The 21,846-nt window shown below is 71.3% G+C and carries 21 protein-coding genes and 1 pseudogene; 9 read left to right on the top strand and 13 right to left on the bottom strand.

Annotation, left to right across the window (positions count from 1 at the left end; translation table 11 throughout):
- The 4 genes from GV155_RS07145 to GV155_RS07130 form a co-directional block, all read right to left on the bottom strand.
- A partial coding sequence (locus tag GV155_RS07145; RefSeq protein WP_160006545.1) for a hypothetical protein occupies window positions 1-233 on the bottom strand: 233 nt, incomplete at its 3' end.
- A 160-nt stretch (window positions 234-393) separates the two neighbouring features.
- Window positions 394-1,032 carry a DUF305 domain-containing protein gene (locus GV155_RS07140; protein ID WP_160006543.1) on the bottom strand — a complete coding sequence of 213 codons (639 nt, stop codon included), beginning with the start codon at window positions 1,030-1,032 and terminating at the stop codon, window positions 394-396.
- A gap of 76 nt (window positions 1,033-1,108) precedes the next feature.
- A complete protein-coding gene (locus GV155_RS07135) occupies window positions 1,109-1,582 on the bottom strand; it encodes a DUF6153 family protein (protein ID WP_236554463.1) in 474 nt (157 codons plus the stop codon).
- 51 nt (window positions 1,583-1,633) lie between these two features.
- Complete coding sequence (locus GV155_RS07130; protein ID WP_236554126.1) at window positions 1,634-4,036, bottom strand: heavy metal translocating P-type ATPase; 2,403 nt, start codon at window positions 4,034-4,036, stop codon at window positions 1,634-1,636.
- A gap of 690 nt (window positions 4,037-4,726) precedes the next feature.
- Here GV155_RS07130 and GV155_RS07125 point away from each other — a divergent pair.
- Window positions 4,727-5,374 carry a DUF4396 domain-containing protein gene (locus GV155_RS07125; protein WP_160006537.1) on the top strand — a complete coding sequence of 216 codons (648 nt, stop codon included), beginning with the start codon at window positions 4,727-4,729 and terminating at the stop codon, window positions 5,372-5,374.
- Window positions 5,375-5,456: 82 nt separating this feature from the next.
- Complete coding sequence (locus GV155_RS07120; RefSeq protein ID WP_160006535.1) at window positions 5,457-5,786, top strand: hypothetical protein; 330 nt, start codon at window positions 5,457-5,459, stop codon at window positions 5,784-5,786.
- A gap of 29 nt (window positions 5,787-5,815) precedes the next feature.
- On the opposite strand, the gene GV155_RS07115 is transcribed toward GV155_RS07120, so the two are convergent.
- Together GV155_RS07115 and GV155_RS20955 are read right to left on the bottom strand one after the other, a co-directional pair.
- The gene (locus GV155_RS07115) at window positions 5,816-7,894 is read right to left on the bottom strand and encodes a heavy metal translocating P-type ATPase (RefSeq protein WP_160006533.1); all 2,079 of its coding nucleotides are present in this window, start codon (window positions 7,892-7,894) and stop codon (window positions 5,816-5,818) included.
- The gene (locus GV155_RS20955) at window positions 7,891-8,259 is read right to left on the bottom strand and encodes an ArsR/SmtB family transcription factor (RefSeq protein ID WP_160006531.1); all 369 of its coding nucleotides are present in this window, start codon (window positions 8,257-8,259) and stop codon (window positions 7,891-7,893) included. The genes GV155_RS07115 and GV155_RS20955 overlap by 4 nt, the downstream gene beginning before the upstream one ends.
- Before the next feature lie 217 nt (window positions 8,260-8,476).
- Between GV155_RS20955 and resB the strand changes: the two genes are divergently transcribed.
- The 3 genes from resB to GV155_RS07095 are packed head-to-tail and all read left to right on the top strand — an operon-like array spanning window position 8,477 to window position 11,110.
- Window positions 8,477-9,991, top strand: a complete 1,515-nt coding sequence (gene resB / locus GV155_RS07105) for a cytochrome c biogenesis protein ResB (RefSeq protein WP_236554119.1) — start codon at window positions 8,477-8,479, stop codon at window positions 9,989-9,991.
- Window positions 9,988-10,968, top strand: coding sequence for a c-type cytochrome biogenesis protein CcsB (ccsB, locus tag GV155_RS07100; RefSeq protein WP_160006527.1), 981 nt, complete (start codon window positions 9,988-9,990; stop codon window positions 10,966-10,968). The genes resB and ccsB overlap by 4 nt, the downstream gene beginning before the upstream one ends.
- Complete coding sequence (locus GV155_RS07095) at window positions 10,961-11,110, top strand: hypothetical protein (protein ID WP_160006525.1); 150 nt, start codon at window positions 10,961-10,963, stop codon at window positions 11,108-11,110. The genes ccsB and GV155_RS07095 overlap by 8 nt, the downstream gene beginning before the upstream one ends.
- 453 nt (window positions 11,111-11,563) lie before the next feature.
- Here GV155_RS07095 and GV155_RS07090 read toward each other — a convergent pair whose 3' ends face one another.
- Window positions 11,564-12,487 (bottom strand): cation diffusion facilitator family transporter, encoded by a 924-nt coding sequence (locus GV155_RS07090; RefSeq protein WP_160006523.1) that lies wholly within the window; start codon window positions 12,485-12,487, stop codon window positions 11,564-11,566.
- Between GV155_RS07090 and GV155_RS07085 the strand changes: the two genes are divergently transcribed.
- Both GV155_RS07085 and GV155_RS07080 read left to right on the top strand, forming a co-directional pair.
- Entirely contained in the window at window positions 12,461-13,243 is a 783-nt protein-coding gene (locus GV155_RS07085) for a copper resistance CopC family protein (protein WP_160006521.1), read from the top strand. The genes GV155_RS07090 and GV155_RS07085 overlap by 27 nt on opposite strands.
- Window positions 13,240-15,171 (top strand): annotated as a pseudogene (locus GV155_RS07080) (cytochrome c oxidase assembly protein); the annotation flags it as partial. The gene GV155_RS07085 and the pseudogene GV155_RS07080, both read left to right, overlap by 4 nt.
- Before the next feature lie 76 nt (window positions 15,172-15,247).
- On the opposite strand, the gene lnt reads toward GV155_RS07080, so the two are convergent.
- Window positions 15,248-16,798: an apolipoprotein N-acyltransferase gene (gene lnt, locus GV155_RS20675; protein WP_160006517.1), complete on the bottom strand. Its 1,551-nt coding sequence runs from the start codon at window positions 16,796-16,798 to the stop codon at window positions 15,248-15,250.
- A gap of 71 nt (window positions 16,799-16,869) precedes the next feature.
- On the opposite strand from lnt, the gene GV155_RS07070 reads away from it, so the two are divergent.
- Both GV155_RS07070 and GV155_RS07065 read left to right on the top strand, forming a co-directional pair.
- The gene (locus GV155_RS07070; protein WP_236554117.1) at window positions 16,870-17,238 is read left to right on the top strand and encodes a BlaI/MecI/CopY family transcriptional regulator; all 369 of its coding nucleotides are present in this window, start codon (window positions 16,870-16,872) and stop codon (window positions 17,236-17,238) included.
- Window positions 17,235-18,230, top strand: coding sequence for a M56 family metallopeptidase (locus GV155_RS07065; protein ID WP_160006515.1), 996 nt, complete (start codon window positions 17,235-17,237; stop codon window positions 18,228-18,230). Before GV155_RS07070 ends, GV155_RS07065 begins: the two co-directional genes overlap by 4 nt.
- A gap of 24 nt (window positions 18,231-18,254) precedes the next feature.
- On the opposite strand, the gene GV155_RS07060 is transcribed toward GV155_RS07065, so the two are convergent.
- From GV155_RS07060 to GV155_RS07040, 5 genes are all read right to left on the bottom strand, one after another.
- Window positions 18,255-18,890 carry a DUF3152 domain-containing protein gene (locus GV155_RS07060; protein ID WP_236554114.1) on the bottom strand — a complete coding sequence of 212 codons (636 nt, stop codon included), beginning with the start codon at window positions 18,888-18,890 and terminating at the stop codon, window positions 18,255-18,257.
- A 155-nt stretch (window positions 18,891-19,045) separates the two neighbouring features.
- A complete protein-coding gene (locus GV155_RS07055; RefSeq protein ID WP_160006511.1) occupies window positions 19,046-19,690 on the bottom strand; it encodes a TlpA family protein disulfide reductase in 645 nt (214 codons plus the stop codon).
- Window positions 19,687-20,454 carry a cytochrome c biogenesis CcdA family protein gene (locus GV155_RS07050; protein ID WP_160006509.1) on the bottom strand — a complete coding sequence of 256 codons (768 nt, stop codon included), beginning with the start codon at window positions 20,452-20,454 and terminating at the stop codon, window positions 19,687-19,689. The genes GV155_RS07055 and GV155_RS07050 overlap by 4 nt, the downstream gene beginning before the upstream one ends.
- Window positions 20,454-21,098: a vitamin K epoxide reductase family protein gene (locus GV155_RS07045; protein WP_160006507.1), complete on the bottom strand. Its 645-nt coding sequence runs from the start codon at window positions 21,096-21,098 to the stop codon at window positions 20,454-20,456. The genes GV155_RS07050 and GV155_RS07045 overlap by 1 nt, the downstream gene beginning before the upstream one ends.
- Entirely contained in the window at window positions 21,095-21,757 is a 663-nt protein-coding gene (locus GV155_RS07040) for a DsbA family protein (protein WP_160006505.1), read from the bottom strand. Before GV155_RS07040 ends, GV155_RS07045 begins: the two co-directional genes overlap by 4 nt.
- Window positions 21,758-21,846 lie beyond the last annotated feature (89 nt).

Genomic DNA, 21,846 nt, shown 5'->3' with positions numbered 1-21,846 from the left:
AGGGCCGCGGTGCGGTCTGCCCGCAAGCCAGACAAGCCCTGGGCAGCATTGGCGGCGTCGGCGAAGATCGAGGAGGTCTTGAACACCGTGTCGTCCAAGATGCCGCCGAGCAGCGCCGTCCGGGCCTGCCCGATCGTCGACGTGTAGCGGTCCGCGGTGACGCCGGCCAGGGCCGCGGCGCGATCGGACCGCCGGCTAGACAAGCCCTGAACGGGCTCTCGTAAGGTCGTCACGCAGATGGCTGCCTTCCCGGGGTGGTTACACCAGTGTAGTTCTCCTGGTCAAGTCACCACTACGCCAGCACGTTGCTTGGTGGTGGCGTGTGAGGTGCAGCCGAAGCTGCACCTCACCATCCTGAGGCAGGGCTAGAAGGAGCCAACCTGTGGTGGCAGGTTAGGAGGCGAGCAGCGTCTCCATGGTGTCGATCTCGACGGTCTGGGAGTCTGCGATTTCTTCGGCGAGGTCGATGGCGGGCTTGTACTGCCCCTGGTCGGTCTCGGCCTCGGCCATGTCGATCGCGCCGGTGTGGTGCTCGATCATCATCTCCAGCCACATGTCCTGGAACTCGGGGTCGGGGGCGTCCTCGAGGGCGGTCATGTCGGCGGCGGACATCATCCCGGGCATGTCCATGGCCCCGGCGTCCATGCCTTCCATTGCTGCACCGGCCTCGCCGTCCTCGTGGTCGGCGTTGGCGTGGTCGCGCATCGTGCTGGGGATCTCCTCGTCCCAGTCGGTGAGCCAGTCGGTGAAGGTCTCGATCTCGGGGGCCTGGGCTCCCCGGATGTCCTCGGCGAGCTGACGGACCTCGGGGTCGAGGTCGCGGCCCATGGTGAGGTCGACCATGGTGAGGGCCTGGGCGTGGTGCTGGAGCATCTCGGAGGCGAAGGCGACGTCAGCGTCGTTGTGTTCGGTGGTGGACACCTGAGCACTGGTGTCGCTGCCGGTGTCGTTGCCGCAGGCGGCGGCGGTGACGGCGAGGGTCAGGCCGAGGGCGGTCGCGCTGATGGCGCGGGTCGTGCGGTTGCTACGCATGGGGTTCTCCTGGGTGGGTGCTGGACGGTCGGCTGCGTGCCACGCACCCGCGTTGCGGGGGCGGCGGGCTGCCGGATCAGCACCTGACGACGGAGAACTCCCAGACCGGTGGCGGGCCGGTCCCCAGGCGGGAGGTGACCCACCTCGTCGTGCTCGTGGCGGCGGTGGGGAGGAGCGCCCAGAACCGTGGGGTGCGCCGCGTGCCGAGGGCGGCGAGGAGCAGGAGTGCCGCGGCGGTGGCCGCGAGCATGGCGGCGCAGAGCATGACCATGCCGCCCATGTCGTGCCCGCCACCCTCACCGGACCCGTCGCTGACACCGGCAGCCGGCTCGAGGACTGGGTCGGCGCCCGGGTCGATGATCGTTGCGGCCCCCGGCATGTCAGCTGAGGTGGCGCCGCCGTCCATGGTGGCGTGTCCGCCGTGGTCGGCCTCGCCCATGACGCCGTGGGTGGACAGGGCGTGCATCCCGAGGATGCCGAGCACGATCGATACGACCACAGCCACCAGCAGGCCGGGGACGGCCCTGCGGGTGCTGGTGGTCGGACGCATGGTGCTCACTCCTGTGATCGTACGGTCGGGGGCGTCAGGTGCCCGGTGCCCTCAGTTGAGGCGGTGGGTACGCAGACGCAGCGCGTTGGTGATGACGCTGACCGAGGACAGGGCCATCGCCGCGGCGGCGATCATCGGGGACAGCAGGACTCCGAAGACCGGGTAGAGGACCCCGGCCGCGATCGGGATGCCTGCGACGTTGTAGGCGAACGCGAAGACCAGGTTCTGACGGATGTTCGACATCGTCGCCGCCGACAGCTGGCGGGCGTGCACGATGCCGCCCAGGTCGCCGTTGAGCAGGGTGACCCCGGCGGACTCGATCGCCACATCGGTGCCGGTGCCCATCGCGAGCCCGACGTCGGCGGCGGCCAGCGCGGGGGCGTCGTTGACACCGTCACCGGCCATCGCGACCACGCGGCCTTCGCTGCGTAGGCGTTGGACGACGTCGGCCTTGTGGTCGGGCATGACCTCGGCTTCGACCCGGTCGATGCCCAGGGAGCGGGCGACGGCCTCGGCGGTGACCCGGTTGTCGCCGGTGAGCATGACGACCTCGATGCCTTCGGCACCCAGGGCCCGGACGGCCTCAGGAGTGGTCGCCTTGACAGGGTCGGCGATGGCGAAGATGCCTGCCACCACGGTGTCGATCCCGAGGAAGATGACGGTTGCCCCATCACCACGGAGCCGGTCCGCCTCGACCAGCAGCCCCGCGGGGTCGAGGTTGCGGGCGGTAATGAAGTCGGCGCTGCCCAAGGCCACCCTGTGACCGTCGACGACACCGATGACACCGCGTCCCACGGGTGCGTCGAAGTCAGTGACCTCACCGAGGGTGATGCCCCGGTCACGGGCTGCGTTCACGACCGCCTGGGCCAGGGGGTGCTCGGAGGCGCGTTCGACCGAGGCGGCCAGCCGCAGCAGCTCGGCCTCGTCGAATCCTGCGCCGCCAGCACCACCTGCACCGGCAACGGGGGCCGCGGCGACGATCCGGGTGACCGAGGGCTTGCCCTCGGTGAGGGTGCCGGTCTTGTCGACCACGAGGGTGTTGACCTTCTCCATCCGCTCCAGGGCTTCAGCGTTCTTGATCAGCACACCCATCTGTGCGCCGCGCCCGACGCCGACCATGATCGAGACCGGTGTGGCCAGGCCCAGGGCGCAGGGGCAGGCGATGATCAGGACCGCGACCGCGACGACGAGCGCGTACGCCAGCCGCGGGTCGGGGCCCACCAGCGCCCACACGGCGAACGCGACCAACGCGATCACGATGACGGCCGGCACGAACACGGCGGCGACCCGGTCCGCCATCCGCTGGATCGGGGCGCGGGAGCGTTGCGCGTCGGCGACCATCGCCACGATCCGGGCGAGCATGGTGTCGCGGCCGACCTTCTCGGCCACCATGACCAGCGCCCCGGTCTGGTTGATGGTGCCCCCGATGACCGGGTCACCGGCGGCCTTGGTGACCGGCATCGACTCCCCCGTCACCAGGGACTCATCCACGGCCGAACGGCCCTCGGTGACCGCACCGTCCACGGGGACCTTCTCGCCAGGGCGGACCCGCAACCGGTCCCCGATCTGCACCTCGTCGAGGCCCACCTCCTCCTCGGTGCCGTCGGCTCCCACGCGACGCGCCGTCTTCGGGCTGAGGTCGAGCAGGGCCTTGATCGCACCCGAGGTCTGCTCACGGGCGCGGAGCTCGAGGACCTGGCCCAGCAGGACCAGGGTCGTGATCACCGCAGCGGCCTCGAAGTAGACCGCCACGGTGCCGTCCACCTGGCCACCCATCCGGAACGCGTCGGGGAACAGTCCCGGCGCCAGGGTCGCAACCACGCTGAAGGCCCAGGCGACGCCGGTTCCCATCGCGATCAGCGTGAACATGTTCAGGTTCCGAGTCCGGACCGAACCCCAGCCCCGGACGAAGAACGGTGCCCCGGTCCACAGCACCACCGGGGTCGCCAAGACAAGCTGCGCCCAGACCGAGAGCTGGGCGTCGATCAGGTCGTGCAGTGCCAGGACGAGGTCGCGACCCATGCTCAAGATGACGACCGGGATAGACAACGCGACAGCGACCCAGAACCGGCGGGTCATGTCCACCAGTTCCGCGTTCGGACCCGTCTCAGCGGTCACCACGACCGGTTCCAGGGCCATCCCACAGATCGGGCACGAACCCGGACCGTCCTGCCGGATCTCGGGGTGCATCGGGCACGTGTACTCCGCGACCTCACCGGCCGGCACCGGCCCCGTGGAGCTACCGCTGGACTCTCCCGGAGCGTGGTCGGGCCCGATGTAGTGGTCCGGGTCGGCCTCGAACGTCGCGGCGCACCCCGCCGAGCAGAAGAAGTACGACTCGTCCTCGTGCAGCACGGTGTGCCCGCTCGTGGCGGGGTCGACGTCCATGCCGCAGACCGGGTCCTTGGTGGTCGGTGGTGTGTGCGCATCGCGGTGGGTCATGTGACTGGGCATGTCCTGAGGGTACCCCCTAGGGGTATGCATGCAAGAGTCGTTCGCCTCACGGTGCGAGGACCTTGTTGAGGCCACTGCGGACCGAATCGCGGCGGTCTTGGTGGGACTTGCGTCCCGCACCTACTCTTCGCCCGTGGGTCTTGACGCAATCCTGCCCGGCGCGCCTGGTTGGCGTCGTTGGACTGGGATGCTCCTCGCAGCGGTGGTGCTGGCGTGTTCCGTGGCCGCCCTAGCCTCCCCGTCGATGTCCATGGGCGGGCCGCCCGACAGCTCGATCGCCAGTGCGAGCGACACACCCATGTCGATGAGTTGCGATGACGAGTGCGTGACCGAGGTGGCCGGGGTCTGCGGCGGCGTCGCCCTGCTGGTGGTCCTTGCGCTTCTGCTCCCCCGACGTCGAGGACGTCACCTGTTCGCCCGCTCCGGGGCCCCCGCCCGTGACGCACTACCCCCGGGGTGGACCGGGCACGGTTTCTGGACCGCTCTCACGCCGACCCGGATGTGCTTGCTCAGGGTCTGATGAGCACGCCGGTCGCCCCCTCAAGGCAGACCGGCACGCCCCGGCGCTTATCGCCGCTGTCCCGCGGCCTCACACGACTCCCGGTGTCACCCCCTGTCCACCCCCTGTTGCGCCCGTTCGCAGGCGCCGGCTGGTGCACCTGGTGACACACCCTGACGAAGGAAACCCTCATGCAGATGACCAACCGTGTCCCCGACTGGGTCACCCCAGTCGCGTGGATCTTCATCGCCCTGGCAGTCGCCACAGCGGCGTGGATCGCCTACGACGTCTACGCCCGACGGCACCGCCACGCCAGCATCGCCGCCGAGATCGTCTGGATCACCAGCGCGCTCTACCTCGGCCCGTTCGCCATCCCGCTCTACACCCGGTACGGCCGCAACCCGGTGCCGGGCACGCAGCCGGCCGCCGTCGCCGGTCTGCCGGGTGGCGGTGCCTCCGCCATCGCCCACCTGATCGGTGTGCCGCTGGTCATCGCCTCGGGTCTCACGATCGCCGGGATCGACCTGTGGGTCATGATCCTGGTGATCGGTGCCTTGGCGATCCTACTTCTCTTCGTCTATGAGCAGGTCGCGACCCGGCGTGCGGGCCACCCACTGTCGGTCGGTGGCGCAGCCGTCGCCGCAGTGGTCACCGTGCTCGCCTTCGACATCGGCATGGGTGGCTGGATGCTGCTCCTGCACTTCAACGAGCTGATGCCGCCCGCCACCGACGCGGCATTCTGGTTCCTGATGCAGCTCGGCATCGTCCTCGGCCTGATGACCGGTTACCCGGTGGTTCGCAGGCTCGCCGCGCGCGGGCAGAGCGCAGCCCCGGCCTGACGCACGGCACTTCATGAGGTCGTGGTGCGGGCGCGCACGCTCGGCGTGCCCGCACCAACATAGTCCTACTATCGTTCATAGTATGAAACTCCAAGAGCACCTGCCTGGTCGCACCGACCGCGGGTTTCGGTTCGCGGCGCGACCTGTGCTGCTTGGCGCCCTGGTCATCGCAACCCTGGCGGTACTCGTTCCAGCGCCAGCCTCGGCAAGCACCGCCCAGGGCACCGGAGGCGGCAGCGTCGGTGGGTTTGGTTGGAGCTTCTTGATACCGGCCGCCGTCATCGGTCTCGTCGTGCTCGGCGCGCTGCTGGTCACCCGCGTCGAACGCTCGCCGGGCCCCGACCCCGTGCTGGATGACGCCGAACCCACCGACGAGGACACCGAGCGGCCCCACGAGGACCCCCCGGCCTGAGCCAGGACCGCGCGCGTGGGGAGGACCCCTCAGGCGCCCCGCGCCGCCCTACGGATTTCCAGGACCGATGCGTCGAGCGATGCGTCGGCCGATGGCGCGCAGCATGCGCAGCCGTCCTCCACCACCTGGACCGTGCCGAGGTCTCGGCCGGGATCGGCCGCGGGCGGCGCCTCGACGCCGTCAAGGGCGGCGAGGCGCCCGGCCCGGACGGCGTTGGCGATGACGAACACCTCGGCCACCTCGTGGATCAGCACGACGGCGGCCAGACCAAGGACGCCGAGCGCGGCCAGCGGGACCAGGCCCACCACGATCAGCAGTGACAGCGCGATGTTCTGCAGCATGATGCCCCTGGCTCGACGTGCGTGGCCGATGGCCTGAGGGAGGTGCCGCAGGTCCGAGCCCATCAGGGCGACATCTGCGGCCTCGATGGCGACGTCTGCTCCCATCGCGCCCATCGCGATGCCCACGTCGGCCACGGCGAGTGCCGGGGCGTCGTTCACGCCGTCACCCACCATGGCCACCGGTCGGCCCGACTCACTGCGAAGCCGAGCCACCAGGTCCGACTTGTCGGTCGGGACCAGGTTGGCATGGACTCGAGTGATGCCAAGCTCCGCGGCGATGGCCCGCGCGGTTCGCTCGTGGTCCCCAGTCAGCATCACCACGTCGATGCCGCGCGCGCGAAGATCGGCGACCACCTCGGCCGCCTCCGGGCGCAGCTCGTCACGCACCGCGATCACCCCGACCACCTCGCCGTCGACCTCGACCACTGCGACGGTCGCACCTGATCCCTGCAGCCGGTCCACCTCGGCCGCCAGGGCCGCAGGCAGGACCCAGGTCGGCTTGCCGAGGCGTGCCGGACGGCCGGCGAGCACGCCTCGGAGTCCGTGGCCCGGCACCGCCTCGACGTCGGTCGCGTCCCGTTGAGCGACGGCTCCCTCTGCCGCCGCGGAGAGCACGGCCGCGGCCAGCGGGTGCTCACTGTGTCGTTCCAGGGCCGCCGCCGTTGCGAGGACCTCGTCCTCGGTCCAGCCCTGGGCCGCCACCACAGCAACCACCCGGGGCCGGTTGGCGGTCAGCGTCCCGGTCTTGTCCAGCGCGACAGTACGGACGGCGCCGAGCGCCTCGATTGCCGCGCCGCCCTTGACCAGCACGCCGAACCGGCTCGCAGCGCCCACGGCGGCGACCACGGTGACAGGCACCGAAAGAGCCAAGGCGCACGGCGCCGCGGCGACCAGCACCACGAGCGCGCGTTCCACCCACAGCGTCGGCTCCCCGAGGAGCGAACCGATCCCCCCGATCAGGGCGGCCACCACCATGATCGACGGCACCAGCGGACGCGCGATGCGGTCCGCGATCCGCTGCCGGTCACCCTTGAGCCGTTGAGCGTCCTCGACGACGGCCACCACCTTGGCCAGCGAGTTGTCCTCGACCCGCGCGGTGGCCTCGACCCGGAGCACGCCGTTGGCGTTCACCGAGCCGGCGTGCACGACGTCGCCCGGTCCGACCTCTGCCGGCATCGACTCGCCGGTGATAGCCGATACGTCCAGCGAGGACCGCCCGCTGCGGACCACGCCGTCGCTGGCCACCCGGTCGCCGGCCATGACCACCATCAGATCCCCGACCTCAAGCGCGGAGGCCTGGATGCGTCCCGTGAGCCCGCCGCGCTCGACGGTGACATCCGTGGGCACGAGCGCGAGGAGGGAACGCAGTCCACGCCTGGTGCGGGTCACCGAGTAGTCCTCGAGGGCCTCGCTGATCGAGAACAGGAACGCCAGCATGGCCGCCTCGGCGACCTGGCCGAGCACCAGCGCACCGATGAGCGCGATGGTCATCAAGGTGGCGACGCCGACCCGGCGCCGCCGCAGACCGCGCACCGCACCTGGCACGAACGTCACGCCACCCAACGCGGCCGCAGCGAGGTGCGCTGCGACCCCGGAGCCGGTCGCCAGGGGACCACCGAGCAGAGGAACAAGGACCCCGAGGAGCACCAGCACGCCGGCCGCGCCGGCGATCCTGAGCTCGCGGACGTCGCGCAGCCGGACCGGGTCGATGGACTCCCCCGGACCCACGGCCTCGGGTGCGTCACCACCGCAGCAGGCGTCGCTCATGACGTCGCCTGCGACCCGACAGTGCTGTCCGTGACGGAGCGCAACAGCGCCTCTCCCGGTTCGGTGAGGGTGTACATGACCATCTTGCCCTCGCGCCGCGAGGCCGCCAGGCCGCTGGACCGCAACAGCCGCAGGTGGTGGGAGACGAGCCCGGAGGACGCCCCCACCACCCAGGCAAGGTCACAGACGCACAGCTCACCGCCGGCGGCGGACAGCGCCATGGCCACTCGCAAGCGGGTCGGGTCTGCCAGCGCGCGCAAGCGCGCCGCTGAGACCCCGGCCACCTCGGCGGACGGGACCAGGGAGCGGACCCGCTCCGCCTCCGGTAGGTCGAGGCACAGCAGCTCGCAGCTCTCGTCGGTCATACCAACATTCTAATCCCCATTGGGATGACCTGCTGACCAACGGCAGCCAACCTGCTACTACCATCCGTAGTAGCCCCCGAACGCCTCGAGACGGAATGAGCACATGACGACCTCCACCGCGCCGGAGCGAGGCGAGGCTCCCCCGGGTCTGGTGGAGCCCGGGGGTCTGCGGCCGCGATGGGCCTGGGGCCGGTGGGCTTGGAGGAAGCTCACCTCGATGCGCACGGCCGTCATCCTGTTGTCGCTGCTCGCGGTCGCGGCCGTGCCCGGCTCGGTCCTCCCCCAGCGCAACGTCGCCTCGGACCCGCAGGCCGTCGTGCGGTACTTCGTGCAGCACCCGGAGCTCGCGCCGTGGATGGACCGTCTGTCGCTGTTCAACGTCTACGGCTCGCCGTGGTTCGCCGCGATCTACCTGCTCCTGCTGGTCTCGATGACCGGGTGCGTGCTGCCCCGTTGTGCGCGCTTGTGGCGCGAGAGCCGCGCGGCACCGCCCCCGGCCCCGCGACACCTGAGCAGGGAGCCGGAGTACGCCTCGCTCACCACCGCCGAGCCGGCCGACCAGGCGCTGGAGACCGCGGCGGCGGCCCTGCGCCGCCGACGGTTCCGGGTCCGGATCGTGGGTGACGAGGTGCGCGCGGAGAAGGGGTACCTGCGCGAGACCGGCAACCTGGCCTTCCACCTGTCGCTGCTGGTGCTGCTCGTCGGCATCGCCGGCGGGCGCCTGTACGGCTTCGAGGGCCGCGTCGCCATCGCCGAGGGCAGCTCGTTCACCAACGTGAGCGCCGAGTACGACGAGTTCTTCCCCTCGGTGTGGACCGACGTGGAGGGCCTGGAGCCGCTCAGCTTCACCCTCGACAGCTTCGACGCGGAGTTCGAGACCGATCCAGCCAAGCTGGGCGAGCCCCGCAGCTTCGACGCCCGCGTCTCCTACGAGTCCGAGGAGGGCTCCGGCACGGCCCAGGTGAAGCCGAACTCGCCCCTGGACATCAACGAGACCAAGTTCTTCCTCACCGGTCACGGCTACGCCCCCGAGGTCACCGTCCGCGACGGCACCGGCGCCGTGACCTTCTCCGGGCCCGTCATCTTCCTTCCCTCTGACTCCAACTTCACCTCCGACGGCGTCGTCAAGGCCCCCGACGCCCAACCGGTCGGACTGGGCTTCCAGGGCCTGTTCCTGCCCACCGCGGCAACCGACGGGCGCGGCCCGGTCTCGGCCTTTCCCGGCCCGGTCGACCCCCAGCTGGTGATGACCGCGTTCACCGGCGACCTCGGCATGTCCGACGGCACCACACAGTCGGTCTACACCCTCGACACGACGAACTTGGAACCCGTGCTCGGCGAGGACGGCAGCCCGTTGCGGCAGCCGCTCGCCGTGGGCGAGACCATGCGCCTGCCCGACGATCAGGGCAGCCTGACCTTCGACGGCGTCTCGCGGTTCGCCAACTTCCAGGTCGCCTACGACCCCGGCAAGGAGATCAGCCTGGTCGCCGCGTTGCTGCTGCTGGGCGGCCTCACCACCTCGCTGGTCATCCGCCGCCGGCGGCTCTGGGTCCGTGTCACCGACACGGCCCCCGCCGAAGGGTTCGTCGCCGTGGAGGTGGCCATGCGGTCCCTGACCCGACGCCAGCTGCCCGCGGGCGACCTCGAGGCGGTGTCCCTGGCGCTCCGCGGCCCTGACACACCTAACCCGAGCCCCAGCACCCAGACTCACACCCAGGAGCCGAACCGATGACGTGGGACCTGCTCTCCGACAACCTCATCTACTCCGCCATCGCCGTCTACGTGCTGGCAATGCTGGCGTACGCCGCCGAGACCGCCGCGCGGGTCAACCGGGGGGTGGAGGTCACTGCCGAGGTCACTGCCGAGGCCCCGGTCGCCGTCGGTGCCGGGGCACCCGCAGCGGCACCACCGAGTCGAGTGGCGCCGTCGTCGTCGACCGCGGGCACACCAGGCGCCCGCGTCGGTGCGGTCGGGTCGTCCCTCGCGGTCCTGGGCCTCCTGCTGAACCTGGCCGGCGTCGTCACGCGCGGTCTCGCAGCCGAGCGGGCTCCCTGGGGCAACATGTACGAGTTCGCGATCGTCATCACGATGACGGCCGGGGCGACCTACCTGGCCCTGCTACGCCGCCAGCCGGTGCGCGACCTCGGCGCCTGGATCGTCGGCGCGATCGTCCTCACGCTCGGCCTGGCCGTCACGGTCCTCTACACCCCCGCCGGCGACCTCGTGCCGGTGCTGGACTCCTACTGGCTCGTGGTGCACGTAGCAGCCGCGATCATCTCGGGCGGCGTCTTCACCGTCGGGGCCCTGACGACCATCCTGTTCATGGTCCGGCAGCGCCACGACGCCCGAGCAGCGCGGTTGGGCCGCACCCGGGGTCGGTACGCCGCCCAGCTCCCCACAGCGGACACCTTGTCGCGGGTCGCGCGGGGTGCCCACGTCTTCGCCTTCCCGATCTGGACCTTCGCCGTCATCGCCGGCGCCATCTGGGCCGAGAACTCCTGGGGTCGGTACTGGGGCTGGGACCCCAAGGAGACCTGGGCGTTCATCACCTGGGTCTGTTACGCCGCCTACCTGCACGCCGACGCCACGACCGGCTGGCGGGGCTCGCGAGCGTCCTGGTTCGCCCTCGCGGGCTACGCGGCCTTCGTGTTCAACTTCTTCGGGGTCAACATGTGGATCCCGGGCCTGCACTCCTACGCCGGTGTCTGAGGGCGGCGGTGGCGGGTCGGAGGCCGCGACCCTGGTGATCGCCTTGATCACGGTCGTGGCCACCCTCGCCCTGGTCTACCTCGTGGCGCGGGGGCGCCGGCGCGATGCCCGTGAGGCGCGCCAACAACGCGACGACGACTAGGCCTGGCCGGGTTGGAGCGTGGGGTCGCCCGCGGTGCGGTGCCGCCCGCGGTGCGGTGCCGCCCCAGACTCAGGCGGACCAGAGGCCCGCGCGGTCTGCGGCAACATGACTCGACCGTGGGGCCGACTCCGGCGCCCCGACTCCGGCGCCCCCAAGGCTGTGCCGTGAGAACGCCGGTCGCCGGTCGCCGGCCTTCAGTCGTCGTGCGGCTTGTCACCCCTGGGCCGGAGGGCGACCCACAGCCCGCATCGACGGCAGATGAAGGCACCGCCGTCGAGTGCGTGCAGCGCCTCGCGAGGTTTGGGACGGCCGCAGCACCCACACCGCAGCCCGGTCGACACCATGGTCGATCCTCGCACGCGAGAAGCGCGGTCCGTCCGCCTGGGAACCGGACTCCCCCGCGATCACCCCGCTCCTAAAGCCACCGGCTCAGTGGGGTCGGTCTCACGGCGCCTACCAGGTGACCTCGTGGCAGGCCTGGGACGGCTCGTCCTCGACCTGGAGGGTCGCGTGCTCGATGCGGTGCTGCTCGCGGAGCACCTGCTGGGCCCGGACCAGGACGTCCTGGGAGTCCGCTCCGGGGACGACGACGAGGTGGGCGGTGGCGACATGCATCCCTGACGTGAGCGCCCAGACGTGGAGGTCGTGGACCCCCGCCACACCGCCTACCGCTTCCAGCTCGGTGGTGACGTCGGACATGTCCATCCCCTCGGGGACGTGCTGGCCGAGCACTGCAAGGACCTGCCGGCCGAGGAACACTGCTCGTACGGCCACGAAGAGTCCGATGGCCAGGGCGACGAGGGTGTCCCAGTAGGTCGCTCCCGTGGTCGCGACCAGGATGGCGGAGGCGATGACGCCGAGGCTGCCCACGGTGTCGGCGACGACCTCGAGGTAGGCGCCGCGCACGTTCAGGGACTCGGCCGAGCCTGCACGCAGCAGCATCAGGGCCGCCACGTTGACCAGGAGTCCCAGGACGCCCACCACCAGCACGGGGCCCGTGGCGATCTCGACCTCCTCACCGATGCGGGAGAAGGCCTCGGTCACCACGTAGACCGAGACACCCAGCATCAGCAGGACCGCGAGCCCGGAGGCGAAGATCTCGGCCCGGTACGACCCGTAGGTGCGACGACCCGTCGTGTCCTTCCTCGCCGCGATCTTCGTGGCGAGCAGCGCCGCGCCCAGTGCGACCACGTCGGCCGCCATGTGGCCGGCGTCCGAGAGCAGCGCCAGCGAGCCGGACAGCAGCCCGGCAACCAGCTCCACGACGAAGAACCCGGCGACGAGGGCGAAGGAGACCGCCAGCCGCCACCGGTGGCGGCCGCCGGCGTGGCCAGCAGGGCCTCCCCCGTCGTGCCCGTGCCCGTGTCCGAAACCCATGCGCCCTCCTTCGTCTACACACGCCAACTACGATGCTCGATAGTAGACCCGAGAGGCAGGAACCGGATGTCCCAGCTCATCACCCGTACCCACCGTGTCCCGATCATCATCGCCCCGGCGCTGCTGACGCTGCTCGCCCTGCTCGCCCTGCTCGTCGCAATCCTCGTCACGCCGAGTCCGGCCTCGGCGCACACCGACCTCGTCGACTCCGCCCCGGCAGCAGGTGATCGGGTCGCCCGAGCCCCGGGCACCGTCGAACTGGTCTTCAGCGAGGACGTCTCACCGGACCTCGCCGCGGTGGTGCTGAGCGTGGGGAGTCGCCAGCTCGGCCGCCTGCCGGTCTCCCAGGGCCGATCGACCGACACCATGCTCGCCGACTCCTCGGCGCTCGCCGTGCCCGACGCATCCAGAACGACACCCTGGCAGGTGCGGTTCCGCGTGACGTCGGTGGACGGCCACCCGATCGAGGGGGCAGTGGAGTTCAGCGTCGCCGGCGCCCCGAGCACGTCATCACCATCATCACCCTCATCGCCGTCGCCCGAGGTGTCGGCGAACACCGCGGCACCCCAGGACGAGGCGGGCGCCGGCGCGGTGAGCAGCGCCCCCGACGCAATCCCGGCAGCGCAGCAGTCGGCCGCCGGGCTCCCCATCGCGGCCGCGCTCGTCGTCGTGGTGCTCGCGATCCCCCTGCTTCTGGTCGTGGGCGCGCGGCGGCTGCGTGCGCGTCGCGCACCATCCGGCGAGTCGACCTCATGAGCGCGGGTCCGAGCACCGTGCCGAGCACCGTGCCGACTGCCCGGCCCGCGCCGAGCACCCGCGCCGTCCGGTACGTCGTGGTCCTGGCCGCCCCGGTCGCTGCTGTGGGACTGCTCCTCGCGGTGGGGGCCCTGTCTGCCTCGACCGAACCGGGCCTGCCCGACCCCGGCGCCGCGGTCCGGGTCGGGATCCCTCTGGTCCAGTCCGTGCGTGACATCGCAGCCATGGTCACCGTCGGCCTGCTTGTGGTGGCAGCGTGGTGCGTGGGTCCCACCGCCGGCGCCACCAGGACGAGATCCCAGGACGGCGGGAGGCGGGACGCCCTCGAAGGCCCTCGCCAGCGGCTGGTGGACCTGGCCCTGCTCGCCGCAGCGACGTGGAGCGCTGCCGGTGCCGCGCTGATCGTGCTGACCTACGCCGACGCGGCCGGTGTCTCGCTCACCGAACCGGGACTGGTGGGCCAGGCCCTCTTCTTCGCACAGAACTTCGAGCTGGGCCGCTACCTGTTCGCCAGCAGCGCCATCGCGGCACTGGTGGCACTCGGGTGCACCGTCGCCGGTCGGCAAGGTGCCGTGGGTCTGCTGGTCCTCCTTGCCCTGGCCGGGTTGTGGCCGATGGCCCTGACCGGCCACGCGGCCGGGACCCTGAACCACGACGACGCCGTCAACCTGCAGGCCTTCCACCTGCTCGGCACCTCGGTGTGGCTAGGAGGTCTGGCTGCGATCGCGCTCGCTCGTCCCTGGCTCGGCTCGCAGCTGGTGACCGTCGTGCGCCGCTACTCGACCCTGGCCGGGTGGTCGTTCCTGGTCGTCGGGGTCTCCGGCACCCTCGGCGCAGCCCTACGGCTACAACAGGTCGCGGGCCTCTGGTCGGGCTATGGTGCCGTGCTGCTCGTCAAGGTCACGGCGCTCGGCCTGGTCGGCACCCTGGGTTGGTGGCACCGGGCCAGGCTGATCGACCAGATGGAGGCCGGGCGGCCGGGGCGATTCCTGCGTGTCGTCGCACTCGACGTCTCCGTGCTGGCCGTGGCGGCCGGGGCCGGCGTCGCCCTGAGCCGGACCGAGCCGCCGGCAGCCCCCGGGGCAGAACGCCCCCTCAGCGCGGCCGAGTCACTGCTCGGCAAGGACCTGCCACCCGCGCTCGACGCCGCCGGCTGGTTCACCCGGTGGGACATCGACTCCCTGTGGCTGCCGGTCGCCGTGGTGATGGTGGTGACCTACCTGGTCGCGGTGCGCCGGTTGGCCCAGCGCGGTGACCACTGGTCGCCCCTGCTTACGTTCACCTGGGTCCTCGGGTGGTCCCTGCTCACCTGGGCCACCAGCGGAGCACCCGGCGCCTACGGCGAGGTGCTGTTCAGCATGCACATGGTCCAGCACATGACCATCGCGATGGCGGTGCCCATGTTCCTGGTGCTGTCAGCGCCGGTGACCCTGGCGATGCGGGCGATCCCCCGCCGCCGGGACGGCTCCGACGGCGGCCGCGAGTGGCTGCTCCGGCTCGTGCACTCCCTGCCTGCCCAGCTGCTCGGGCACCCCGTCGTCGCAGCGGGCCTCTTCGTGGTCAGCCTGGTGGCCTTCTACTACTCCTCGTTGTTCGAGCTGTCGCTGCAGGCCCACACCGCTCACCAGCTGATGGTGGTGCACTTCCTCGCCTCGGGTTACCTCTTCTGCAACGCACTCATCGGCATCGACCCGGGCCCGGAGCGTCCGGCCTTCCCGTTCCGTGCGCTGCTACTGATGGTCACCTTCGGCTTCCACGCCTTCTTCTCGGTGTCCCTGATGTCGAGCAACCGGGTGTTGGCCGAGTCCTGGTTCTCCAGCCTCCAGCGCGACTGGGGCGCCTCCCTGCTGGACGATCAGAACCTTGGCGCCTCCATCGGCTGGGCCCTGGGCGACTACCCCCTGGCGGTGATGGCCGTGGCACTGATCGCGCTCTGGGTCGGCTCGGACCGACGGGAACGCAGGCGCTTCGACCGGCACGAGGACCGGTCCGGTGACGCCGAGCTCACCGCGTACAACGACTACCTCGCACGACTGTCGGGACGGCCTGGCGGCGGCGCCGGACCAACGCCAGACCCAACGACAACACAGCCAGCAGCCACACCGCCGATCCCAGCACGGGAGCCAGACGTGTCGCCGGGGTGAGGTCGGTGACCAGCGGGACACGCTTCACGAGCACGTCGGTGACCCGGGTGGGTGACTGGGCGACCACGACGCCCTTGGGATCGATCACGGCGCTCACCCCGTTGACCGAGGAGACCACGACCGCGCGGCCGACCTCGAGCGCCCGGGCACGGGTCAGGGCCAGCTGCTGGTCCAGCTGGCTGGTGCCGGTGAAGGTCGCGTTGCTGGTCTGCACGACCACAACCTCCGCGCCCGCGGCGACCTGGGGCGCGATGACGTCGTCATAGGCCACGTCGAAGCAGATGGCCATGGCGACCCCGACGACGTCGTCGCCGACGACCTCCATCGGCGGGGTCTCCCGGCCCGGCAGCATGTCGCGGGGGATCTTGCGGAAGCGGTCCGAGGCGCCCCCGAGCAGGTCGCGGAAAGGGACGTACTCGCCGAACGGGACCGGGTGGCGCTTGGTGTACCGAGCACCTGCTCCGCCGCTGGGGTTCCACAGCAGGGCCTGGTTCAGTGCCTCATCCGGGTCGTCGGCGCTCACGATGCCGTTCACCAGCAGGGGCACGCCGATCGCGCGGCTCGCCTCGTCCACGGCACGCCGGGCGCGGGGATCCTTCACGGGGTCGACGGCCGTCGAGCTCTCCGGCCAGACCACCAGATCCGGTTTCGCGACGTCGCCGTCAGCCACCTGTTGGGCCAGCCGCACCGTCGCGTCCCGGTGCTCGCGCGTGATGGTGCGGTGAAAGGCCGCGACCGATCCTCCGTCGCCAGGGACCCCTCCCTGCACCGCAGCGACGGTGAACGTCTCCTTGCTGGAGGTGGTCACGGGTGGCGCCATCTGCGGGATCACCGAACAGACGGCGACGACGACCACGGTGGACAGCGTCCGCACGCCGGCCTCGCGCACCGCCTCCGCGGCGGTCGCGGCAAGCAGCATCAAGACGAAGGTGGTGCCGGTCACGCCGATCCAGGGCAGCAGCCCTGACCACGCCGTGTCCACGACCGAGAAGCCCGCGCGGCCCCAGGGAAGGCCGCCGAACGGCCAGGACTGCCGTGCCAGCTCGACGGCCGTGAGCACGGCTGCGCTCGCCAGGGCGGCGCCGGGCACGCTGCGCACGGCACGGACCGCGGTCCCGGCGAGGCCGAACCACAAGGCCTGGACGATGCCGAGTCCCACCCAGGCCCCGACCCCGATGGAGGGGCCGAGCCACGCCAGGAGGGGCAGGAAGAACCCGAGCCCGAAGAGCAGTCCGGAGGCGGCAGCGACCGTGCGGCCCGCTCCCGCCGTGACAGCAAGCCAGCACGCCGTGCCGAGCGGGACGAGCCATCCCACGGCCAGCGGCTCGAACCCGGCGGAGGCCAGCAGGCCAGCACCCAGGGAGGCCCCCGGGACCAGGAACGGCTGGACCGGGCGCGGCGGTGACGACACCCGGGCGACCTCGTTCTCGTGTGGGACAATATTACTATGACCGATAGTACTGACCGTGGTGGAGCGCGGCTGTGGTGAAGGACCTGGGCCAGCTCGAGGCGGCCGTGATGCAGCGGCTGTGGGACTGGGACCGGCCCACTGCGGTCCGCGAAGTCCTCGAGGACCTGCAGCGCGAGCGTCCCCTCGCCTACACGACCGTGATGACGGTCCTCGACAACCTGCACGGCAAGGGCCTGGTCCGCCGGGAGAAGTCGGGTCGGGCCTTCCTCTACGTGCCTGCCACCAGCCGCGAGGAGCACACCGCAGCACTCCTGGGCCAGGTCCTCAGCAGCAGCGGCGACCGCGGCTCCACGCTGCTGCACTTCGTCGGCCAGCTCGACCCGGCGGAGCTGGCGGAGCTCCGCGCCGCGCTGGATGGGTCGGGCAACTCCCAGCCATGATCTCGACCCTCATCCTGGTCACGTTCGCGGCGATCACCTCGACCCTGGGGCACCGTGTCCTCACCCGGGCGCGGTGGGTACGCAGGTTCCCCGCGGCGGGGATCTGGGCGTGGCAGACGGTCACGGTCTCGGTCGTGCTCTGCCTCGCTCTCGGCGGTCTCACCCTGGCGATCCCCCTGGCACCCGAGGACCAGGTGGCGGCGATCATGCAGCTGAGCCCGATCGAGCTCGCCCACCACTACCCCAATCCGGGAGGAGCGCTCCTCGCCGCCATCGCAGCAGGCACCGTCGGCGCGCTCCTGCTGCGCGTCCTCCTGCTCACGGTGGTCGAGCTCCGCCGGGCCGGCCTCGAGCGGGGCTCCCAGCGCATGTCGCTGGACATGGTCGGCGCGCCCCATCCCGACGGCTACCTCCTGCTCTCCCACCCGGTTCCGCTGGTCTACTGCCTGCCCGGTCGCCGACCGCAGATCGTGGTCACCTCCGGGGCTGCCTCGCTGCTCACCCCCGAGCAGCTGGCCCTGGTCCTGGCCCACGAGCGGGTGCACCTGCGGGTGCGGCACGACCTCGCGCTGGCCTTCGCCACAGCCCTGGCACGCACCTTCGCCTGGTGGCCACTCCTCGCGGCAGCCCCACAGGAGATCGGTGCGCTGGCGGAGATGCAGGCCGACGACGTCGTCCGCGCTCCCGCCGAGCGCCGGCAGCTCGCCCAGGCCCTGGCAAGGATGAGGATGGCCGGTGCCCCCGCGACCCGCGCCTCTGCTCCCGCGGTCGCCGGGGCACAGGTCACGACCCGCGTCACCCGTCTCGCAGGCACACCGGTCGGTCACGCCCGCGCGCGCGCCGGTGGGGCCGCCGTAGCAGGGCTGGCCCTACTGGCGACGCCGGTCGCCCTGGCCCTGGCTCCCGCATTCGACGCCGCCACCACCGGGTGCTGCGTCTACGCCGAGTCCCGAGACGATCAGTTGCTGCCCGCCATCCTCGACGCTCCCTGAGGCCCACGCACCCGGGCCCGGTCCTCAGCCAACCGCCGGCCACGGGTTGGGTCGGCAACCCTGCAAGCCGTAGGTCTGCTGCACCATGACGGGGGCCGGCGCCCCGGGCGACGGGCACGACACGTGTCCTTGTCCCAGGGCGTGGCCCACCTCGTGGTTCACCACGTAGCGCCGGTAGTCAGCCACCCGTCCGCCGTAGTGGGGCACCCCGACCGCCCAGCGCACGGCGTTGAGCACCACCAGGTCGCCGTTGCGGCAGGAGACCTGACCGCGGGTGAGCAGCGGCGCGCACAGCCGGTCGGTGGTGTCGGGTGAGGCCAGGCGCACCCGGAGATCTGCTGTTGCCTCGACACGGTCGAAGGTCGTGCCCACGACCCCGGTCCATCCGCGCTCGTCGCCCAGCACCGCGTCGACCTGGGTCGCGACGTCGGCGGCGGAGTACGGCAGTCCGCGCTCGACCTCCACCACGTAGGTCAGGTCGGCTGGACCGGATGACCCACCCTGCGCCGAGGCGACGGCGAACGTCCCTTCCGCCTGCTGTGGCACCACGGGAAGGAACCGGGTGCCCTCGACGGGTCGGCGTACGGGGTCAGCGGCCGGGACCGCCTCCAGGCCGGGTGCCCGGGTGGGCGCGGGTCCGAGGTTGATCGATGGCGTCACCCCGGGGGTCGAGCTCTCGACCGTGCTTCGAGCCGCACCGGTCGAGGTCGCCACGGTCGCGGCCGTCAGCGCCACTGCCACCACGGCACTCCACCCCCCAGCAGTGCGGTGCCACCGCGGACGGGGGCGGGATCGGTGCACACCGGGCCGGGCAGTCACCGACCGGTCACCGCAGACCCCGTCGACGCGTCCTCGATGAGGGCGCGGAGCGTCGGCGCCGTCACGGTGCCCACCACCCGGGCCGCCACCATCCCGTCTGGGTCCACCACCACGGTGGACGGAACCGCGGCCGAGGCCAACAACCCCCCGAAGGCAAGAAGCGCCTCTGGACTGTCATCCGGCACGATGCTGGGATACGGCACGTCGAAGGTGCGCTCGAAGGCCCTGGCGGCGTCGGGGTTGTCACGCACGTTGATGCCGAGGAACTGCACCCCCTCATCCTCGGTCTCGCCTGCTACCTGCGCCAGGACAGGAGCCTCCTCGCGGCAGGGGCCGCACCAGGAGCCCCAGACGTTCACCACCGAGACACCGCCCTGGAGGGCGGTGCTGTCGAACTCACCGCCGTCGAGCAGCGAACCGACGAACGGCTCGACCGCCTTCCGGTCGCCCTCGCCGTACTGCTGGATGACGTCCCCGCTGCCGGCACTGCTCGAGGCGGCGGTGTCGGTGGAGTCGCGGGCGGGGCCGGTCAGGTACCAGGCCGCGACAGCGACCAGCACCAGGACGAGGAGCAGGACGGCGGAGCCCTTCAGGTTGCGCTCCGGTCCTGCGCGGTCCGGCCCGGGTACCGGTGCGCTCACAGCGGCACCTGCCAGCCGGCGACCCAGACCTGCACCTGGGCGACTATCTCCGACCAGGCCCCGCTGAGCTGGAGCAGCCCGATCAGGACCAGCACACCGCCGCCCACGCGGGCGATGGCCGTGGAGTGGCGGCGTACCCACACCAGCAGGCGACGTGCGCGGGCGTACCAGATCGCGGCCAGCAGGAACGGGACGCCGATGCCCAGGCTGTAGGCGAAGGACAGGGCTGCGCCGCGACCGGCCGTGGCGCTTGTCGTCGCCAGCGCGAGGACCGCCGCCAGGGCGGGTCCGACGCACGGGGTCCACCCGATTCCGAAGACCATGCCGAGCAGCGGCGCACCCGCGAGTCCGACCCGCGGCTGGTAGTGGGGACGCAGGGTGCGTTGCAGGAACGGGACCCGGTCCGAGAGCCCCGCGAACAGCAGCCCCAGCACGACCAGCACCGCTCCCGAGACCCGGACGAGCGTCTCCTGGTAGCGGACCAGCGAGGAGCCCAGCGAGCCGAACAGCACCCCGTAGCTGGTGAAGACGACCGCGAAGCCTGCCACGAAGAGCACGGTGCCGACCACGACCCGGGACCGAGCAGGAGCACCGGCGGCCGCGCCGCCAGCTCCGTCGTCGTCGGAGACACCGGCGACGTAAGACAGGTAACCGGGCAGAAGCGGCAGCGTGCAGGGCGAGAAGAACGACACGACGCCGGCGAGCACCGCGACCGGGACCGCCAGCAGCATCGACCCCGACAGCACCACGTCCTGAGCACCCATCAGAGCACCGTCACCCAGTAGGACCAGAAGCGGTGCAGGACCAGCGCCAGGACGAGCACCAGCACCACCGCGAGCACCAGTACGTGCGACTCCGCGACCACCCGGACCGCGCGCGAGCGCGCCGCGGCCCCTCCGAGCAGTCCTGCGCGAAGGTTGAACGACGTGACGTAGAAGGCCACTGGCACCACCACCGCCCAGACCACCATGCAGTACGGGCACAGGGCACCGATGCGGTACAGACTCTGGAACACCAGCCAGCCCACGAGGACCAGGCCCAGGACGACCCCCACCTGGAGACCGAGCCAGTACCACCGCGCAAGCCGCGCGCCCGCCAGGAGCGCCGCCCCCGTGGCAGCGAGCACGGGGAACGCCGCCACTCCGATGATCGGATTGGGGAACCCGAAGAGCTCTGCCTGCGGGGTCGACATGATCGACCCGCAGCTGAGCACGGGGTTGATGCTGCAGCTGGGCACGTACGCGGGATCGGCGATGAGCGCGATCTTCTCGACCAGGAGCGTTGCTGCTGCGAGCAGACCCGTCACCCCGCCGAGGAGCAGGAGCCAGGCCAGCGGCCGCACACCCGGCCCGACACCGGCGTCGACGTCAGCCGATGCGGGGCCGGTGGGTGCGAGCGCCGAGGTCACGACTCGAGGGCCTCGTCCAGCGCCTGAGTGAAGTCTTCGTAGGTCCGGGGCTGGAGCAGCTCACCATCGAGGTAGAAGGTCGGGGTGCCCTGGACGCCGAGTTCCATGCCGTCTTCTACGTCGCGCTGCACCCGGGCCGCGACCTCCGGACTCGTGACGTCGGCGTCGTACTGCTCCATGTCGAGGCCGAGCTCCTCGGCGTAGGACCGGAACACCTCGTCCTTGGGCTCCTGGCTCTCCCCCCACTCGGCCTGCGTCTCGTACATCATCTGGTACATCGCCTCGAACTCACCTTGGCGAGCGGCCGACTCCACCGCATGGGCAGCCGGTTCCGCGTTGACGTGGCCGGGCAGCGGGAAGTAGCGGGCCACGAAGGTAACGCGCCCGTCGTACTCGGCCCGCAGCTGCTCGACCGCCGGGTACGCCGCGCCACAGGCCTCGCACTCGAAGTCAAGGAACTCGACCATGGTGACGTCCCCCGAGCTCGCCGGCTCCCCCACGACCTGGCTGTCCTCCCGCACCAGGAGAGAGTCCTCGCCGTCGGAGGTCTTCTCCACCGCCGCCGGTGTCGCCTCGCCCCGGTTCAGGAACAGCACGGCGCCGATCGCGATCAGCGCAATCAGGATGACGCCGATCCCACCTTTGGTCTGTGTCCGCATGTCCTGCCTCCCGCTCGCCGTCAAGTACTATCTAGCATCGTAGGTCACCGCCCTACAGCCATCTGGGCCCACCCGCGCCGCGGGCCGCG

This window comes from Nocardioides sp. AX2bis (assembly GCF_902506435.1).
In the GTDB taxonomy this organism is placed as follows: domain Bacteria; phylum Actinomycetota; class Actinomycetes; order Propionibacteriales; family Nocardioidaceae; genus Nocardioides.
Note: the sequence above shows the minus strand (reverse complement) of the source record. Positions and strands in the feature narration are given on the sequence as shown.

What these genes read in the sequence shown, in the direction of transcription:
- GV155_RS07065 (WP_160006515.1), top strand. Translation starts at nt 17,235, where the DNA reads ATGATCTCGACCCTCATCCTGGTCACGTTCGCGGCGATCACCTCGACC.
- GV155_RS07115 (WP_160006533.1), bottom strand. Translation starts at nt 7,894, where the DNA reads ATGAGCGACGCCTGCTGCGGTGGTGACGCACCCGAGGCCGTGGGTCCG.
- GV155_RS07040 (WP_160006505.1), bottom strand. Translation starts at nt 21,757, where the DNA reads ATGCGGACACAGACCAAAGGTGGGATCGGCGTCATCCTGATTGCGCTG.
- ccsB (WP_160006527.1), top strand. Translation starts at nt 9,988, where the DNA reads ATGACGTGGGACCTGCTCTCCGACAACCTCATCTACTCCGCCATCGCC.
- GV155_RS07120 (WP_160006535.1), top strand. Translation starts at nt 5,457, where the DNA reads ATGAAACTCCAAGAGCACCTGCCTGGTCGCACCGACCGCGGGTTTCGG.
- GV155_RS07090 (WP_160006523.1), bottom strand. Translation starts at nt 12,487, where the DNA reads ATGGGTTTCGGACACGGGCACGGGCACGACGGGGGAGGCCCTGCTGGC.
- GV155_RS07135 (WP_236554463.1), bottom strand. Translation starts at nt 1,582, where the DNA reads ATGCGTCCGACCACCAGCACCCGCAGGGCCGTCCCCGGCCTGCTGGTG.
- GV155_RS20955 (WP_160006531.1), bottom strand. Translation starts at nt 8,259, where the DNA reads ATGACCGACGAGAGCTGCGAGCTGCTGTGCCTCGACCTACCGGAGGCG.
- GV155_RS07125 (WP_160006537.1), top strand. Translation starts at nt 4,727, where the DNA reads ATGCAGATGACCAACCGTGTCCCCGACTGGGTCACCCCAGTCGCGTGG.
- GV155_RS07130 (WP_236554126.1), bottom strand. Translation starts at nt 4,036, where the DNA reads ATGCCCAGTCACATGACCCACCGCGATGCGCACACACCACCGACCACC.
- GV155_RS07140 (WP_160006543.1), bottom strand. Translation starts at nt 1,032, where the DNA reads ATGCGTAGCAACCGCACGACCCGCGCCATCAGCGCGACCGCCCTCGGC.
- resB (WP_236554119.1), top strand. Translation starts at nt 8,477, where the DNA reads ATGCGCACGGCCGTCATCCTGTTGTCGCTGCTCGCGGTCGCGGCCGTG.
- GV155_RS07050 (WP_160006509.1), bottom strand. Translation starts at nt 20,454, where the DNA reads ATGGGTGCTCAGGACGTGGTGCTGTCGGGGTCGATGCTGCTGGCGGTC.